The organism is Pseudomonas cedrina subsp. cedrina, assembly GCF_001983175.1.
In the GTDB taxonomy this organism is placed as follows: Bacteria; Pseudomonadota; Gammaproteobacteria; order Pseudomonadales; family Pseudomonadaceae; genus Aquipseudomonas; species Aquipseudomonas cedrina.
Window position 1 is genome coordinate 32,318 of sequence record NZ_MNPW01000017.1, and the last position, 14,663, is coordinate 46,980.

At 62.7% G+C, this 14,663-nt stretch carries 14 protein-coding genes and 2 pseudogenes; 7 read left to right on the forward strand and 9 right to left on the reverse strand.

Annotated features, from left to right (window positions below):
• Positions 1 to 157: 157 nt before the first annotated feature.
• Both BLL36_RS27115 and BLL36_RS27120 read left to right on the forward strand, forming a co-directional pair.
• Positions 158 to 352 carry a hypothetical protein gene (locus BLL36_RS27115; protein ID WP_010211349.1) on the forward strand — a complete coding sequence of 65 codons (195 nt, stop codon included), beginning with the start codon at positions 158 to 160 and terminating at the stop codon, positions 350 to 352.
• A gap of 91 nt (positions 353 to 443) precedes the next feature.
• Positions 444 to 626, forward strand: a complete 183-nt coding sequence (locus tag BLL36_RS27120; RefSeq protein ID WP_076954680.1) for a hypothetical protein — start codon at positions 444 to 446, stop codon at positions 624 to 626.
• Between the two features lie 3 nt (positions 627 to 629).
• On the opposite strand, the gene BLL36_RS27125 is transcribed toward BLL36_RS27120, so the two are convergent.
• Positions 630 to 1,697 (reverse strand): AI-2E family transporter, encoded by a 1,068-nt coding sequence (locus BLL36_RS27125; RefSeq protein WP_076954681.1) that lies wholly within the window; start codon positions 1,695 to 1,697, stop codon positions 630 to 632.
• Between the two features lie 161 nt (positions 1,698 to 1,858).
• Between BLL36_RS27125 and trhP the strand changes: the two genes are divergently transcribed.
• On the forward strand, positions 1,859 to 3,181 hold the full coding sequence (gene trhP / locus BLL36_RS27130; RefSeq protein ID WP_076954682.1) for a prephenate-dependent tRNA uridine(34) hydroxylase TrhP: 1,323 nt from the start codon (positions 1,859 to 1,861) through the stop codon (positions 3,179 to 3,181).
• A gap of 416 nt (positions 3,182 to 3,597) precedes the next feature.
• Here the strand turns inward: trhP and BLL36_RS31815 are convergent, their stop codons facing one another.
• The 4 genes and pseudogenes from BLL36_RS31815 to BLL36_RS27145 form a co-directional block, all read right to left on the reverse strand.
• Positions 3,598 to 4,419 (reverse strand): methyl-accepting chemotaxis protein, encoded by an 822-nt coding sequence (locus BLL36_RS31815; protein ID WP_394329502.1) that lies wholly within the window; start codon positions 4,417 to 4,419, stop codon positions 3,598 to 3,600.
• A 36-nt stretch (positions 4,420 to 4,455) separates the two neighbouring features.
• Positions 4,456 to 5,277 (reverse strand): annotated as a pseudogene (locus BLL36_RS31820) (cache domain-containing protein); the annotation flags it as partial.
• Positions 5,278 to 5,371: 94 nt separating this feature from the next.
• Positions 5,372 to 6,202, reverse strand: coding sequence for an N-acetylmuramoyl-L-alanine amidase (locus tag BLL36_RS27140; RefSeq protein ID WP_076954684.1), 831 nt, complete (start codon positions 6,200 to 6,202; stop codon positions 5,372 to 5,374).
• A gap of 153 nt (positions 6,203 to 6,355) precedes the next feature.
• Positions 6,356 to 7,675, reverse strand: coding sequence for a Na+/H+ antiporter family protein (locus tag BLL36_RS27145; RefSeq protein WP_162279249.1), 1,320 nt, complete (start codon positions 7,673 to 7,675; stop codon positions 6,356 to 6,358).
• Between the two features lie 1,381 nt (positions 7,676 to 9,056).
• Here BLL36_RS27145 and BLL36_RS31825 point away from each other — a divergent pair.
• Both BLL36_RS31825 and BLL36_RS31830 read left to right on the forward strand, forming a co-directional pair.
• Positions 9,057 to 9,203: pseudogene (locus tag BLL36_RS31825) on the forward strand (HAMP domain-containing protein); the annotation flags it as partial.
• 102 nt (positions 9,204 to 9,305) lie between these two features.
• Positions 9,306 to 10,061, forward strand: a complete 756-nt coding sequence (locus BLL36_RS31830; protein ID WP_394329503.1) for a methyl-accepting chemotaxis protein — start codon at positions 9,306 to 9,308, stop codon at positions 10,059 to 10,061.
• Between the two features lie 334 nt (positions 10,062 to 10,395).
• Here the strand turns inward: BLL36_RS31830 and BLL36_RS27155 are convergent, their stop codons facing one another.
• The 4 genes from BLL36_RS27155 to BLL36_RS27170 are packed head-to-tail and all read right to left on the reverse strand — an operon-like array spanning position 10,396 to position 12,987.
• Positions 10,396 to 11,709, reverse strand: coding sequence for an ATP-binding protein (locus tag BLL36_RS27155; RefSeq protein ID WP_076954687.1), 1,314 nt, complete (start codon positions 11,707 to 11,709; stop codon positions 10,396 to 10,398).
• Positions 11,706 to 12,374 carry a response regulator transcription factor gene (locus BLL36_RS27160; protein WP_076954688.1) on the reverse strand — a complete coding sequence of 223 codons (669 nt, stop codon included), beginning with the start codon at positions 12,372 to 12,374 and terminating at the stop codon, positions 11,706 to 11,708. Before BLL36_RS27160 ends, BLL36_RS27155 begins: the two co-directional genes overlap by 4 nt.
• Complete coding sequence (locus tag BLL36_RS27165; protein ID WP_076954689.1) at positions 12,374 to 12,685, reverse strand: PepSY domain-containing protein; 312 nt, start codon at positions 12,683 to 12,685, stop codon at positions 12,374 to 12,376. The genes BLL36_RS27160 and BLL36_RS27165 overlap by 1 nt, the downstream gene beginning before the upstream one ends.
• Complete coding sequence (locus tag BLL36_RS27170; RefSeq protein WP_076954690.1) at positions 12,685 to 12,987, reverse strand: PepSY domain-containing protein; 303 nt, start codon at positions 12,985 to 12,987, stop codon at positions 12,685 to 12,687. The genes BLL36_RS27165 and BLL36_RS27170 overlap by 1 nt, the downstream gene beginning before the upstream one ends.
• 158 nt (positions 12,988 to 13,145) lie before the next feature.
• Here BLL36_RS27170 and BLL36_RS27175 point away from each other — a divergent pair, with 158 nt between their 5' ends.
• Positions 13,146 to 14,225, forward strand: a complete 1,080-nt coding sequence (locus tag BLL36_RS27175) for a patatin-like phospholipase domain-containing protein (protein WP_076954691.1) — start codon at positions 13,146 to 13,148, stop codon at positions 14,223 to 14,225.
• A gap of 76 nt (positions 14,226 to 14,301) precedes the next feature.
• Complete coding sequence (gene queD, locus BLL36_RS27180; RefSeq protein WP_083735343.1) at positions 14,302 to 14,658, forward strand: 6-carboxytetrahydropterin synthase QueD; 357 nt, start codon at positions 14,302 to 14,304, stop codon at positions 14,656 to 14,658.
• Positions 14,659 to 14,663 lie beyond the last annotated feature (5 nt).

The window sequence follows — 14,663 nt, forward strand, 5'->3', positions numbered from 1 at the left end:
GCGCCAAGGTCGTTCTGGGGACAATGCTGAACGTGCAATCGCACATCATCGACAGCAATGGCTACTTGCTCGACCAGGCCTTACGCTGTCATGTTTGTGTCACGAGACACTCCCACTATTGAGCCTGTCCACCCAATAACAACAAGGACGACTGACCATGCCCACACAAAACCCGCACCGCACCGCTGGCCTCTGTACGTCCAGCAAAGTCTACAGCGCCCTCACCGAGCTCAAGCACCTGGAAGGCCACCGCAGCGCCAAATTCCTCGCCCTGCTGGCGGAAAACCTGGTGCGCAAGGGTTTGCTGAGCGAACAGGAAGTGGTGAACATGCTCGATCAAGTGGTGGACTGACACTTCGCGTCGATGTCGACTATCGAGACAGGTGATTTTTCCTACGCCGTCTCAGCCCGTAAGGTGACCTCCATAACGTTTGGAGGTCCTTATGCCCACTGTTCAGATCATGTCCGTCGTCGGCAGCGCCGTCCCCGCCCCTCTGCGCGCGCTGGGGTTGCTCGCCTGCTGGTACTTGGTAAGTGATGGCGAAGCCATCAGCGGCCCGCTCACGTCCTTGTCCGCCGCCGAAAAACAGCTGCAAAACGCTGCGAACTTCAGGCTCCACGCCTGAGGTTCACGGCAATGGCAGTTTGACTCGCGGCTTGCTTTCCACAAACAACGCCCAGCTCGACATGAACAACGCGGCCACCAGCGGCCCGATCACGAAACCGTTCAGGCCAAACACCGACAGGCCGCCCAGGGTCGAGATCAGGATCAGGTAGTCCGGCATCTTGGTGTCCTTGCCCACCAGGATCGGCCGCAGCACGTTGTCCACCAGGCCGATCACAAACACGCCAAACAGCGCCAGCACCACGCCCTGCCAGATCGAACCGCTGAGCAGGAAGTAAACGGCCACCGGCGCCCAGACAATCCCCGCGCCGACCGCCGGCAACAGCGACAGAAACGCCATCAGTACCGCCCAGAGCAACGCACTCGGTATGTCCAGGAACCAGAAGATCAACCCGCCGAGCGCACCCTGGGTCACGGCCACCAGCACGTTGCCCTTGACCGTGGCGCGCACCACCCGATTGAACTTGAGCTGCAACCGACGCTTCTGCGGCTCGGCCAACGGCACCGCCAGGCGCACCTTGCGCACCAGCTCCGGGCCGTCGCGCAACAGGAAATACAGCAAGTACAGCATGATGAAAAAGCTCACCAGGAAATCAAACGTGCCCTGGCCAAAGCTGAACGCCTGGGTGGCAAAGAACTGACTGCCCTGCATCGCGCTCTTGACGATCTTTTCGCGCAGGCCTTCCAGGTTGCCCATGCCGAAGCGGTCGAGCAGGTGCTGGAAGTACGGCGGCAACACGTTCTTGAACTGCTCGATATACCCGGCCACGTCGAGCTTGCCGCTTTCGACGTTCTTGTAGAGCGTCGCGCCTTCCTGCACCAGCAAGGCACTGGTGATGATCACCGGCAGGATCGCAATGACCAGGCAAGTGCTCAAGGTCGCCAGGGAGGTGAGGTTGCGGTTCCAGCCAAAGCGCTGCTGCAGCCGACGCTGCATCGGCGCAAAGATAATGCCCAAAATCACCGCCCAGAACACCGCACCGTAGAACGGCAGCAATATCCAGATAAAGGCGATGGTCACCAGGCCCAGCAGCAACAGCAGGGTTTTGAATTGCAGAGTGGTTTGATTCATGTCCAGTCCAGGTCAAAAATGCAGAGCGCGCATCCGCGCCCTGCTGCTTAGTCCGCTGCTGGCGCTGCGAGTGCCATCTTTGTTGTAAGGGTAGACCTAGATCAATAAACCCCTGGGCTGCCTGCACTACCCTGCCGCACTTTTTGACTCAAGTACCGACCATGCCCTCAGTGAAAGCCCCAGAACTGCTCGCCCCCGCCGGCACCCTGAAAAACATGCGCTACGCCTTCGCCTATGGCGCCGATGCGGTCTACGCCGGCCAGCCGCGCTACAGCCTGCGGGTGCGCAACAACGAGTTCGACCACGCCAACCTGGCCCTTGGCATTCAGGAAGCCCATGCCCTGAGCAAGCGGTTCTACGTGGTGGTCAACATTGCGCCGCACAACGCCAAGCTCAAGACCTTCCTGAAGGACCTGGCCCCGGTGATCGCCATGGGCCCGGACGCGCTGATCATGTCTGACCCGGGGTTGATCATGCTGGTGCGCCGCCATTTCCCGCAGATGCCGGTGCACTTGTCGGTGCAGGCCAATACGGTGAACTGGGCCAGCGTGGAGTTCTGGCGGCAACAGGGGATCTGCCGGGTGATCCTGTCGCGGGAACTGTCCCTGGAAGAGATCGCCGAGATCCGCGAGCAAGTACCGGCCATGGAACTGGAAGTGTTTGTGCACGGTGCCTTGTGCATGGCCTATTCCGGGCGCTGCCTGCTCTCGGGCTATATGAACAAGCGCGACGCCAACCAGGGCACCTGCACCAACGCGTGCCGCTGGAAATACCAGGCCACCCCGGCAGTGGAAAATGCCACGGGCGATATCGTCCAGGCGTTCCAGCCGGAACCGACCCTGGGCATCGGCGCACCGACCGAGCAGGTGTTCCTGCTGCAGGAGGCCAACCGCCCCGATGAGCACATGCCCGCGTTCGAGGACGAGCACGGCACCTACATCATGAATGCCAAGGACTTGCGCGCGGTGCAGCATGTGGAACGCCTGACGCACATGGGCGTGCACTCGCTGAAGATCGAAGGCCGCACCAAATCCCACTTTTATTGCGCGCGCACCACCCAGGTGTATCGCCGGGCTATCGATGACGCCGTGGCCGGGCGCGCGTTCGACCGCAGCCTCATGACCGACCTCGACTCCCTGGCCCAGCGCGGCTATACCGAGGGTTTCCTGCGCCGCCATGTGCACGATGAATACCAGAACTACCAGCACGGCAGCTCGGTGTCGGAGCGCCAGCAGTTCGTCGGCGAACTGACCGGCGAACGCCGGGGCGCGTTGGCCGAGGTCAGGGTGAAGAACCGTTTTGCCGTGGGCGATCACCTGGAATTGATGACCCCGGCCAGCAACTTTCACTTTGACCTGGAGATGATGCACAACGTCCAGGGCGAGGCGGCCGAGGTGGCGCCGGGGGATGGGCACAGGGTGTACGTGCCGGTGCCGGCCGAGATGGACGTGCGCTTCGGCTTGCTGATGCGCGATATCCGCTAGCGGTTGTCGAGTTTGAGCGGGGCTGGGTTGGCGGCGTATCCGTTTCTAATGTCGATCGCGGTCCAAATGTGGGAGCTGGCTTGCCTGCGATGCAGGCACCTCGGTACATCAAGTACACCGAGTTGATGCTATCGCAGCATAGGCATCTACACATCGTTGTAGTGAGCGGGCTTGTCCCGCGCTGGGCTGCGAAGCGGCCCCAATAAGGACACCGTAGTGTTCCAGATGAAACCAAATCGTCTGGTTTGGGGCGGCTTCGCCACCCAGCGCGGGACAAGCCCGCTCACTACAGGGAGATCTTTTAACCTTTGAAAGTTGTGTAGATACCTATGGCTATCGCAGGCAAGCCAGCTCCCACAGAAAAGCAGTTCAGCGCAGTGCACTCAACCCGCTCTTGATCTACGCCTACGCCAGCATCAAATCCTGAACTGCCCCACCAACTGTCCCAGGCGCTGTCCCAGGTCCGACAGGCTGCGGGACGTCTGGGCGCCCCGTTGGGTCTCGTCGGCCACGCTGTCCACCGCCACGGCGATCTGGTGCACGCTGCGGTTGATTTCTTCGGCGACGGCGGTCTGCTCTTCGGCGGCGCTGGCGATCTGCGCATTCATCGAATTGATGGTGCCAATCAGCTGGGCCATGGTGTCCAGGGACGCTCCGGCCTGGTTGGCCTGGGCCGAGGTCCCGTCGCCGGCATCGCTGGAACGGCGCATGGCCTCCACGGCGGCTTCGGTGCCTTTTTGCAGGCGGTCGATCATGCCCTGGATTTCCTGGGTGCTGGTCTGGGTGCGGCTGGCCAAGGCGCGCACTTCATCGGCAACCACGGCAAACCCACGCCCGGCCTCCCCTGCCCGCGCGGCCTCGATGGCGGCGTTGAGCGCCAGCAGGTTGGTCTGTTCGGCGATGGAGCGGATCACGCTCAACACGCTGACGATGGAGGACACGTCCTGCTGCAGGCTGTCGAGGGACACGCCGCTGCTGCGGATATCGCTCACCAGCGCATGGATCTGCGCGATGCTGCCATCCACCACGCGCTTGGCGGCCTGGCCTTCGGCGTCGGTTTGCTGGGCGGCCACCGAGGCACCCTGGGCGCTGCGCGCCACTTCCTGTGCGGCGGACGACATCTGATTGATCGCGGTGGCCACCTGGTCGGTCTCGTGGCGCTGGCGCTCCATGGCCTGCTCGGAACGCTGGGCCTGCTCGGACACCTGGCTGACCAGGCCGGTGAGCTGGGCGGTCATTTCGGTGATCTGGCGCACCAGGCCGTGGATCTTGTCGACAAAACGGTTGAACGCACCGGCGAGATCGCCCAGCTCGTCCTGGCTGGTGATGGCCAGGCGGCGGGTCAAGTCGCCTTCGCCGGCGGCGATGTCGTCGAGGTTGGCTTTCATCAAGTGCAGCGGGCGCAGGATGGTATTGGCCAGCACCATGCCAATGGCGGCGATCACCAGCAGCACCACCACGGCCACGCCAAGGATGCTCAGCAGCACGCCTTCCATGCGCTTCTCGACCTTGGCCTCGACCACCGCGACCTGGGCTTCGATACCGTCCAGGTTCACCGATGTGCCAATGACCATGTCCCACTTGGGCAGGTATTCGGTGTAGCCCATCTTGGGCACCAGTTCGGTCTGCCCCGGCTGGGTCGAGCTGTATTGCAGGTAGTGGGTGCCGTCCTTGCCGACCTTGACCAGGTCGCGGTTGACGTACACGCCGTTGGGGTCGCGGTTGTCCTTGAAGCTCTTGCCCACGCCATCGGGGCTGTTGCCTTTGAACAGGCGAATGGTCTCGGAATCATAGCCAAAGAAGTAGCCATCCTTGCCGTAGCTGGTGTTGGACAGCAACTTGACCACCTGGGCGCGCGCGGCGGTATCGCCGGGAGCCGCCGCGTCGTAGAGCGGCTTGATGGTGCTCAAGGCCACCTCGACATAACTTTGCAGCGTGGCCTTGGCGTCATTGAGCAGGCGCTGGCGGGTTTCATCCACCTCGTTGCGCGCCTGCCCCTGCAGAATCCACACGGTGGTCAGGCTGATGACCACGGCAAACAGCAACACCGGCACTACGGCGAGGGACAGGACTTTAGCCTTGAGGCTCAGGCGCATGGGTTTTCTCTCTTATTAGTGGCGACTTGAGAGGTTAACGGCCAATGGCTTGGATTCTGTAGGGCCTGGCCTGCCGTTCGGGCCACCTTGACCTTCAAGGGTAATACTTCTCCACCAAGGCCAATGCGACGGCTTCGGTCTCGGCGTCAGGGATGCCCGAGATACCCGCAGGTCGGAAATGCATCTGGAATGCCCGGATGACCTGGCGGGTTTCTTCATCCAACTCGCCGGTCTGCGGGATCTTGTAGCCGTAAGTGGCCAGGGCGCGTTGCACCGTGCCCACGGCAACCTGTCTGGATGCCGGGCGCCCAGCCAAGTGTTTGTGCACCATGGCCGCATCCGGCCAGGCGCCGATCCCCTGCTCGGCGAACGCCTGCCACGGAAACAACGGACCGGGGTCGGATTTGCGCAGAGGTGCAATGTCGCTGTGCCCGATAACGTTTTGCGGCTCGATGGCGTAGCGCTTGATCACGTCCGCTGCGAGCTGCTTGACCAACGCCAACTGCGCCTCGGTGTAGGGAAACCATAGGCGTCCGGTCGGGCCATCGATAAACCCCGCATTGACGATCTCGATGCCGATGGACGTGTCATTGAGGTGGGTGCGGTTTCCCCATTGACTGACCCCGGCGTGCCAGGCCCGTTTCGCCTCCGGCACCAGTTGCAGGGCCACCGGCAGCGCATGATGCGTGGGCGGCGTGCTGTAGACCAGGTAGTGAGCACTGGCGGTGCCGTTGGTAAGCGCGTCGAGGGAGTCCTTGTCGTCAAAGACCGTGTAGTGCAGGACGAGATAGCGGACCCGTTCGTTCTGGTTTGGGGAGCTGTGCGTGGTGTCGATGGCGTAGCCGTTTTTTACGCTCAGGTTGTTGGGGGCCGTGCTGCAGCCTGCCAGCATCAGAACGGCCAGGAAAAGGACGAACTTGTTCATCGGAGAGCCTCAATCGAGTGAGAAGCTCCGGAATATAAGGGCCCTGCACCGCCCGGCCGGCGGCCCTTGCTGGGTGAGGGGCGAATTCAGAGACCCCCTACATTGCCCCGGGCTTCTTCCGACACAAGAAGAAGCCTAACCGAGACAAGACGGTCAAAGCGTCATGGCCGCCAGCCAGCCAAAGGCCAGCAACGGCAGGTTGTAGTGCAGGAACGTCGGCACCACGGTGTCCCAGATATGGTGGTGCTGGCCGTCGACATTCAGGCCGGAGGTCGGGCCGAGGGTAGAGTCCGACGCGGGTGAGCCGGCGTCACCCAAGGCGCCGGCGGTGCCGACGATGCACACGATGGCCACCGGGCTGAAGCCCAGTTGCACACACAGCGGCACAAAGATCGCGGCGAGAATCGGCACGGTGGAAAACGACGAACCGATGCCCATGGTCACCAGCAACCCCACCAGCAACATCAGCAACGCGCCGACCCCACGGTTGTGGCCGATGAAGGCCGCCGAGGTTTCCACCAATGAGCGCACGTCGCCGGTGGCCTTGAGCACCTCGGCAAAACCCGAGGAGGCGATCATGATAAAGCCGATCATCGCCATCATTTTCATGCCTTCGGTGAACAGATCGTCAGTGTCGCGCCAGCGCACGATGCCCGATACCGAGAAAATCAGAAACCCGGCCAGGGCGCCGATGATCATCGAGTCCAGCCACAGCTGAATGATGAACGCCGAGGCGATCGCCAGGCCGGCCACCAGCAGGGTCAGCGGGTTGTACTGCACCGCCACCTGCTCGACCCGCTCGATTTTTGCAAGGTCGTAGACGCGCTTCTTGCGGTAGCTGATAAATACCGCCACCAGCAGGCCGACCACCATGCCCAGCGCCGGCAGGCTCATGGCGTGGGTGACATTGACCTGGCTGATATCCACCCCGCTCTTGGCCACGTTGGCCAACAGGATCTGGTTGAGGAAGATGTTGCCGAAGCCCACCGGCAGGAACATGTAGGGCGTGATCAGGCCGAACGTCATCACGCAGGCGATCAGGCGGCGATCCAGTTGCAGCTTGGTCAGCACGTAGAGCAGCGGCGGTACCAGCAGCGGGATAAACGCGATATGGATCGGCAGAATGTTCTGCGAGGCAATCGCCACCACCCACAGCAGGCCGATGAGCAGCCATTTGACGTGGCTACCGCCGCTGGCTTCCTGGCGGTCGACCAGCAGCAACGCCTTGTCGGCCAGGGCGTGAGCCAGGCCGGATTTAGCAATCGCCACGGCGAAAGCGCCGAGCAAGGCGTAGGACAAGGCCACGGTTGCACCGCCGCCCAAGCCGCTGTTAAAGGCTGTGAGCGTGGCGTCGATGCCCAGGCCACCGGTCAGTCCGCCTACCAAAGCGCCGACGATGATGGCGATGACCACATGCACGCGGGACAGGCTGAGCACCAGCATGGTGCCGACCGCGGCGATGACTGCGTTAATCATGGTTACCTCAGGCAAAAAACATCAAGAACAGGCATGCGCGCACCCGGGCGGCCATTCGGCGCCGCCAGCGTGCAGGCTTGAAGGAGGTCTTATTAGAGGGCGCGCACTTTGCAGGAGGCAGGCGTCCATGTCAAAAAACGGCGCCGTTTTCAGGTTTAAATTGATCGTTTGAATAAAGAAAAGGCGGCGTCGGCCGATAACCAGGCTCTATGTGTGTTCAGGTAAGGATGTACCGATGTCGCTCAGGCAGCTCTCCATTCAATGGAAAATCACCCTGCTGGCCGGCCTGTGCCTGCTGGGAATCGTGACCCTGCTGGTGGGTCTGTCGTTGTATCGCATGGAGCAGAGCTCGCAGCAGGTCAAAGCGTCCAGCATGCAGATGCTCGATGAAGCCGCCCAGGCGCGCATCGAGGCCCAGGGCGAAGTGCAGGCGCTGGGCATCCGCCGCCAGTTCATGGACGCCTACCAGTACGGCCATGGTTTTTCGCGCCAGGTACTGTTCTTGCGCGAGCAGGCCGAGAAGCGTTTTCTCGACGCCTTCGACACCCGCGAAGACCTGACCCGCCAGGTCAAGGCCGCGCTGCAGGCCAACCCGGACTTGCTTGGCCTGTCCCTGGTGTTCGAGGCCAATGCGCTGGATGGCAAGGATGAGTTGTTCGCCGGCCAGGCCGAACTGGGCAGCAACGATAAGGGGCGCTTCGCCCTGTATTGGTCGCAACCGACGCCGGGCAAGCTGACCTCGATGGCGCTGCCGGAAAGCGACATGTCCGACACCCGCGTCGGCCCCAGCGGTGAAAAAGCCAACGCCTGGTTCACCTGCCCGCGCGCCACGCTCAAGCCGTGCGTGATCGAGCCCTACTTTTATGTGATCGACGGGCAAAACGTGCTGATGACCAGCATCGTCTTCCCGTTGATGGCCAATGGCAAAGTCATCGCCTCGCTGTCGGTGGACATCAACCTCAACAGCTTGCAGGCCGTGAGCCAACAGGCCAGCCACAAGCTGTATGACGGCCAGACCCAGGTCAGCATCCTCAGCCCCACCGGTTTGCTCGCCGGTTACAGCCCGGACGCCGGCAAACTCAGCCAGCGCCTGGACAAGGTCGACACCGCCAACGGCGCGCAGTTGATCAGCGCCCTGGCCGAAAGCACACACATCCGCAGCCTGCGCACCGACCATCAACTCAAGGTGCTGGCGCCGTTCGCGCCGATCCCGGACGGCAAGCCATGGGGCGTGTTGCTGGATGTGCCGGCGAAGGTCCTGATAGCACCGGCTGAAGCATTGAAAGCGCAACTGGATGCCGATAACGCCAAGGGCACCCTGCTGGAACTCGGCCTGGGCCTGCTCGCCGCGGTCGTCGGCCTGATCCTGGTGTGGCTGATGGCGCGCAGCGTGACCCGGCCGATCCTGGGGGTGGCGCATATGCTCGAAGACATTGCCAGCGGCGAAGGCGACCTGACCCGCCGCCTGGCATACGACAAGCAGGACGAACTGGGGCAACTGGCGGGCTGGTTCAACCGTTTCCTCGACAAACTGCAACCGATCATCGCCGAGGTCAAACGCTCGGTGCAGGACGCCCGTGGCACCGCCGACCAATCCGCCGCGATTGCCACCCAAACCAGCGCCGGCATGGAACAGCAGTATCGCCAGGTCGACCAGGTAGCCACTGCGTCCCATGAAATGAGCGCGACCGCTCAGGATGTGGCACGCAGCGCCGCCCAGGCCGCCCAAGCCGCCCGCGATGCCGACCAGTCTACCCGTGACGGCCTGACGGTGATCGACCGCACCACCCGCAACATTGGGGAGTTGGCGGCGGAGATGAGCACGGCCATGACCCAGGTCGAAGGCCTGGCCGCCAACAGCGAGAAAATCGGTTCGGTGCTCGAAGTGATCCGCGGCATTGCCGAGCAGACCAACCTGCTGGCACTCAACGCCGCCATCGAAGCCGCCCGCGCCGGTGAGGCCGGCCGTGGCTTCGCCGTGGTGGCCGATGAAGTGCGCAACCTGGCGCGGCGTACCCAGGAGTCGGTGGAAGAAACCCGTCTGGTCATCGAGCAATTGCAAAGCGGCACCACCGATGTCGTCGGCGCCATGGGCAACAGCTATCGCCAGGCCCAGGGCAGTGTCGAACAAGTGGGAGAGGCCGTGACCGCCCTGCGCCAGATTGGCGCTGCCGTCACGGTGATCAGCGACATGAACCTGCAAATCGCCAGCGCCGCCGAAGAGCAAAGCGCCGTGGCCGAAGAGATCAACAGCAATGTGGCGACCATTCGGGACGTGACCGAGTCGCTGTCCGAGCAGGCGAACGAATCGGCGCGGGTAAGCCAGGCGTTGAACAGCCTGGCGAACCAGCAGCAGGGGTTGATGGATCAGTTCCGCGTCTGAAGACTGAGCGTGGGAGTGCTTTTCTGTGGGAGCCGGGCTTGCCCGCGATGCAGGCGACTCGGTTTTTGCGTCCAGCCAAGGTGATGCTGTCGCAGCCTAAGGATCTACACAATTTTGTAGTGAGCGGGCTTGGCGAATCGTCGCACCGCCCGCGCTGGGTGGCGCAGCCGCCCCGATCGAGACACCGCCGAACTCCAGACAAAACCGGGGCGCCTGGTTTGGGGCGGCTTCGCCACCCAGCGCGGGACAAGCCCGCTCACTACAGGAGATCGTCAGCCGTTAACGTTGTGTAGATACCTAGGGCTATCGCAGGCAAACCACATTGTGCCCGGCGTTAACGCTTGGGCAATTCGATCAGCACTTTAAGGCCGCCCAGTTCAGCATCCTGCAACTGCAACACCCCACCCCACACTTCGGCGATATCGCGCACGATCCCCAGTCCCAGGCCATGGCCATCGATCTGTTCATCCAGGCGTGTACCGCGGCTGAAGACCTGATCACGCTGGGTTTCGGGGATGCCGGGGCCATCGTCTTCCACGGCCAGCAGGTAGCTGTGCTCGGTCTCGGTGATGGTCAGGCGCACTTCGGCGTCCGCCCATTTGCAGGCGTTGTCCAGCACATTGCCGAGCATTTCCAGGAGGTCCGCGCGGTCCCAGGGCAATTGCAGGCCGGGGTCGGCGTGGTAGCTCAGGTCCAGGTGTTCGCCATGGATCATATTCAGGGTGGCCAACAGGCTGGGCAGTTCCTTTTCGCAGTCAAACAGCGCACCCGGCAAGGTTTCGCCAGCCAGGCGAGCGCGGTTGAGTTCGCGGTTGAGGCGTTGCTGCACCTGTTCCAGGTGGTCGCGCAACAGCTTGGCCAGCTCGGGACGGTCCTTGAGCTGCTCGCTGGAGGCCACGCTCAGCAGCACCGCCAGGGGGGTTTTCAAGGCGTGTCCGAGGTTGCCCAGCGCATTGCGTGAACGCTTGAGGCTGTCTTCGGTGTGCGCCAGCAGGTGGTTGATCTGCGCCACCAGCGGCTCCAGCTCCAGGGGCACCTGGGTGTCGAGCTGCGAGCGCTGGCCCTGCTGCAGCTGCGCGATCTGGTTACGCGCGGTTTCCAGGGGGCGCAAGGCGCGGCGGACGGTGACCCGTTGCAGCACCAGCACCACCAGCAGCGCCGCCAGCCCCAGTACCAGGCCGATCTGGCGCATCAGCCGGAAGCTTTCGCGCACGGGCGTGTAGTCTTGCGCCACGCTGATGGAGATTAACTGGCCGAAACGCTTGTAGTCCGAGCGCAATACCAGCAATTGCTGGCCCTCCGGCCCCAGTTGCAGGTTGCCCTTGATCCCGACCTCGGGCAGTCGCGGTAATTCCTGGTCCCACAGCGAGCGGGAGCGCCAGTGGGTATCGGCAAAATCGACACGAAAGTAATGCCCGGAAAACGGCCGCTGGTAGGCCGGCGACAGATGCTGTTCGTCCAGTTGCAAACCGTTGGGCCCGCGCACCATCGCCACCAGCAAGTTTTCGGCATCGTTACGCAGCCCGGCTTCCAGGTAGCGCTGCAGCCCGGTTTCGAACAACCACAGGCTGGTCTGCGCGAGCACCACGCCGACGATCACCATCACGCTGATCAGGCCCAGGCTCAGGCGTCGTTGAATGGACTTCATGCAGGGCTGGCGCCAAACCGGTAACCCTGGCCGCGCCGGGTTTCGATCACGCTGCGCCCCAACTTGCGGCGCAAGTGGTTGACGTGGACTTCCAGCACGTTGGAATCGCGTTCGGTCTCACCGTCGTACAGGTGCTCGGCCAGGTGGCTTTTGGAAAGGATCTGTTCGGGGTGCAGCATGAAATAGCGCAACAGGCGGAATTCGGCGGCCGTCAGCTGGATTTCCGCGCCGTCGCGCAGCACGCACTGGCGACCTTCATCCAGATGCAGCCCGGCGGCCTGCAAGGTGGGCTGGTTGGCCTGGCCATGGGAACGGCGCAACAGCGCCTGGATGCGCAGGTGGAGCTCTTCCGGGTGGAAGGGTTTGCTCAGGTAATCATCGGCGCCGGCCTTGAGCCCTTCGATGCGCTCAGCCCAGGAATCACGGGCGGTGAGGATCAGCACCGGAATGGCCAACCCGGCGGCGCGCCATTGCGCCAGCACCTCAAGCCCTGGCAGGCCAGGCAAGCCCAGGTCGAGAATGATCAGGTCATAGGGCTCGCTGCGCCCCTGGTACGCCGCATCGCGGCCATCGGCCAGCCAGTCGACGGCGTAGCCCTGGCGTTGCAGGCCGGCCACCAGTTCGTCGGCCAGCGGTACGTTGTCTTCCACCAGCAGCAGGCGCATCAGTCTTCCTCGTCTTTGATCAGCACACCGGTGCTGGCGTCCAGCTTGATCTCGCGGACCACCCCTTCGGTGGTCACCAGCTCCACTTCATAAGCATATCGGCCGTGCTTTTTTTCCAGCTCGGCTTCCAGCAGGCGTGAACCGGGATAACGTCCCATGGCCTGGTGCAACAGGTCCTCCAGCGGCAGGATCACCCCCTGCTGGCGCAAGGCCAGGGCTTCATCCTGATTGAGATCGCGGGCCGCCAGGCTGGAGCAAAATGCCAGGAGCACCAGCGCGACTCGACTGCCGGCGCGTAAATTTACCTTCATTACGTATCCTGATGATTCTTGAGAACCTGCCCGGTGAGCGCGTCCAATTCAATGTCCCATTCGATGCCCTGGGCATCTTCCAATTCGACCTGGTAGAGATACCTGCCGTACTCCTCGTCCAAGTCGGTATCCAGCAGCCTCGAACCCGGGTGCAAGGCCAGGGCCGTGGCTTCCAGTTGGTCAAAGGCGACAATAGTAACAGTGGCGGGCACTTTCAGTGGTTTGTCGGGGTCCACGGCTCCGGCCTGGGTTGCCGTGAGGGCGATGATACCGGCGGCGACCAGAGCGGTGAGGCGTTTCATCATGAGTCTCCGTTACAGGATGTTTTCCTACGCAGGCCACCCTACCCGCCGCAACTTAATTGAAACTGAATTGCCACCATGGCAATTTCCGACAAGCCTCTTCTCCAATCATTGTGCGAGATTTCTTATAATTCCTGCTCACTTCACCAGAGACCGGTATGACAGCGATCCACATCAAATTTCCCGCCCTGACCCTCAAGGCCGGCAAACGCGCATTGGCGCGCATTCGTGAGCGAGGCCTCGCGCCGGCCGACGTCGGCATCCTGCCTGGCGCGGCCGGCGGCCCCAAGGCGCTGGGTATCCAGGGGCTGGACCTGGCGCTGTTCGGCGACTGGTTGCCTCGCGCACCTCGGGAGCGGTCGTTGATCGGCGCCTCCATCGGCTCCTGGCGGTTTGCCAGTGCCTGCCTGCCCGACCCGGCGCAAGGCCTGCTGGACCTGGGCCGCCTGTATAACGAACAGCGCTTTGCCAAAGGCGTGACCATGGCCGACGTCAGCCGCAGTTGCCAACGCATGCTCGACGACTTGCTGGCCGGACGAGACGCACGGGTGCTGGACAACCCGAACTACCGCCTCAACATCCTGGTGGTCAAGAGCCACGGCCTGCTTGCCGATGACCACCGTGGGCGCCTCGGGCTGGGCCTGTCGTCGGTGATTGCGGATAACCTGCGCGGCCGCGCACGGCTGTCGCGGCACTTCGAACGGCTGATCATCCACGACCCGCGCCAGGCGCCGCCGGTGCATCCATTGAAGGATTTCCCGTCGCGCTTCCTCAGCCTCGAGCTGGGCAACCTGCGCCAGGCACTGCTGGCGTCGGGTTCGATCCCCATGGTAATGCAGGGCGTACGCGACCTGCCGGGCGCGGGTGCCGGCACCTACCGCGACGGCGGCCTGCTCGACTACCACCTTGACCTGCCCTACCACGGTGACGACATCGTGCTGTACCCGCATTTTACCGACCGGGTCATTCCGGGCTGGTTCGATAAGGGCCTGCCGTGGCGACGCAGCAGCCAACAGGGCCTGCAGGATGTTTTGCTGCTGGCGCCGTCAAGGGATTACCTGGCCCGCCTGCCTTACGGCAAACTGCCTGATCGCAGCGACTTCAAGCGCTTCATGGGTGATGACGCGAGTCGTAACCGGTACTGGCAGACGGCGATGAGCGAGAGCCGACGGTTGGGCGATGAGTTTCTGGAACTGGCGGATAACGGCCGGTTGGGCGAGCACTTGCAAGTACTCTGACCCAGCGGCATGCGCGGCAAGTGATCAAGCTGTTAAACTCGCCGCCTGCCAGATACCTGACCGAGCTGAAAATACCGTGGAAATCTTCAAAGAGTTTACCTTCGAGTCCGCCCACCGCCTGCCCCACGTGCCGGAAGGCCATAAATGCGGGCGCCTGCATGGGCATTCGTTCAAGGTGGCGATCCACCTCAGCGGTGACCTGGATCCCCATACCGGCTGGATTCGCGACTTTTCGGAGATCAAGGCGATTTTCAAGCCGCTCTATGAACGTCTCGACCACAACTACCTCAATGACATCCCAGGCCTGGAAAACCCGACCAGCGAAGTGCTGGCCAAGTGGATCTGGAAGGAACTCCAACCCCTGCTGCCCGAGCTCAGTGCGATTCGCATCCACGAGACCTGCACCAGCGGCTGCATCTACCGCGGCGAGTAAGCATG

What these genes read in the sequence shown, in the direction of transcription:
- BLL36_RS27125 (WP_076954681.1), bottom strand. Translation starts at nt 1,697, where the DNA reads ATGAATCAAACCACTCTGCAATTCAAAACCCTGCTGTTGCTGCTGGGC.
- BLL36_RS27115 (WP_010211349.1), top strand. Translation starts at nt 158, where the DNA reads ATGCCCACACAAAACCCGCACCGCACCGCTGGCCTCTGTACGTCCAGC.
- trhP (WP_076954682.1), top strand. Translation starts at nt 1,859, where the DNA reads ATGCCCTCAGTGAAAGCCCCAGAACTGCTCGCCCCCGCCGGCACCCTG.
- BLL36_RS27170 (WP_076954690.1), bottom strand. Translation starts at nt 12,987, where the DNA reads ATGAAACGCCTCACCGCTCTGGTCGCCGCCGGTATCATCGCCCTCACG.
- BLL36_RS31830 (WP_394329503.1), top strand. Translation starts at nt 9,306, where the DNA reads ATGGAACAGCAGTATCGCCAGGTCGACCAGGTAGCCACTGCGTCCCAT.
- BLL36_RS31815 (WP_394329502.1), bottom strand. Translation starts at nt 4,419, where the DNA reads ATGACCGCCCAGCTCACCGGCCTGGTCAGCCAGGTGTCCGAGCAGGCC.
- BLL36_RS27120 (WP_076954680.1), top strand. Translation starts at nt 444, where the DNA reads ATGCCCACTGTTCAGATCATGTCCGTCGTCGGCAGCGCCGTCCCCGCC.
- BLL36_RS27140 (WP_076954684.1), bottom strand. Translation starts at nt 6,202, where the DNA reads ATGAACAAGTTCGTCCTTTTCCTGGCCGTTCTGATGCTGGCAGGCTGC.
- BLL36_RS27155 (WP_076954687.1), bottom strand. Translation starts at nt 11,709, where the DNA reads ATGAAGTCCATTCAACGACGCCTGAGCCTGGGCCTGATCAGCGTGATG.
- BLL36_RS27165 (WP_076954689.1), bottom strand. Translation starts at nt 12,685, where the DNA reads ATGAAGGTAAATTTACGCGCCGGCAGTCGAGTCGCGCTGGTGCTCCTG.
- BLL36_RS27160 (WP_076954688.1), bottom strand. Translation starts at nt 12,374, where the DNA reads ATGCGCCTGCTGCTGGTGGAAGACAACGTACCGCTGGCCGACGAACTG.
- BLL36_RS27175 (WP_076954691.1), top strand. Translation starts at nt 13,146, where the DNA reads ATGACAGCGATCCACATCAAATTTCCCGCCCTGACCCTCAAGGCCGGC.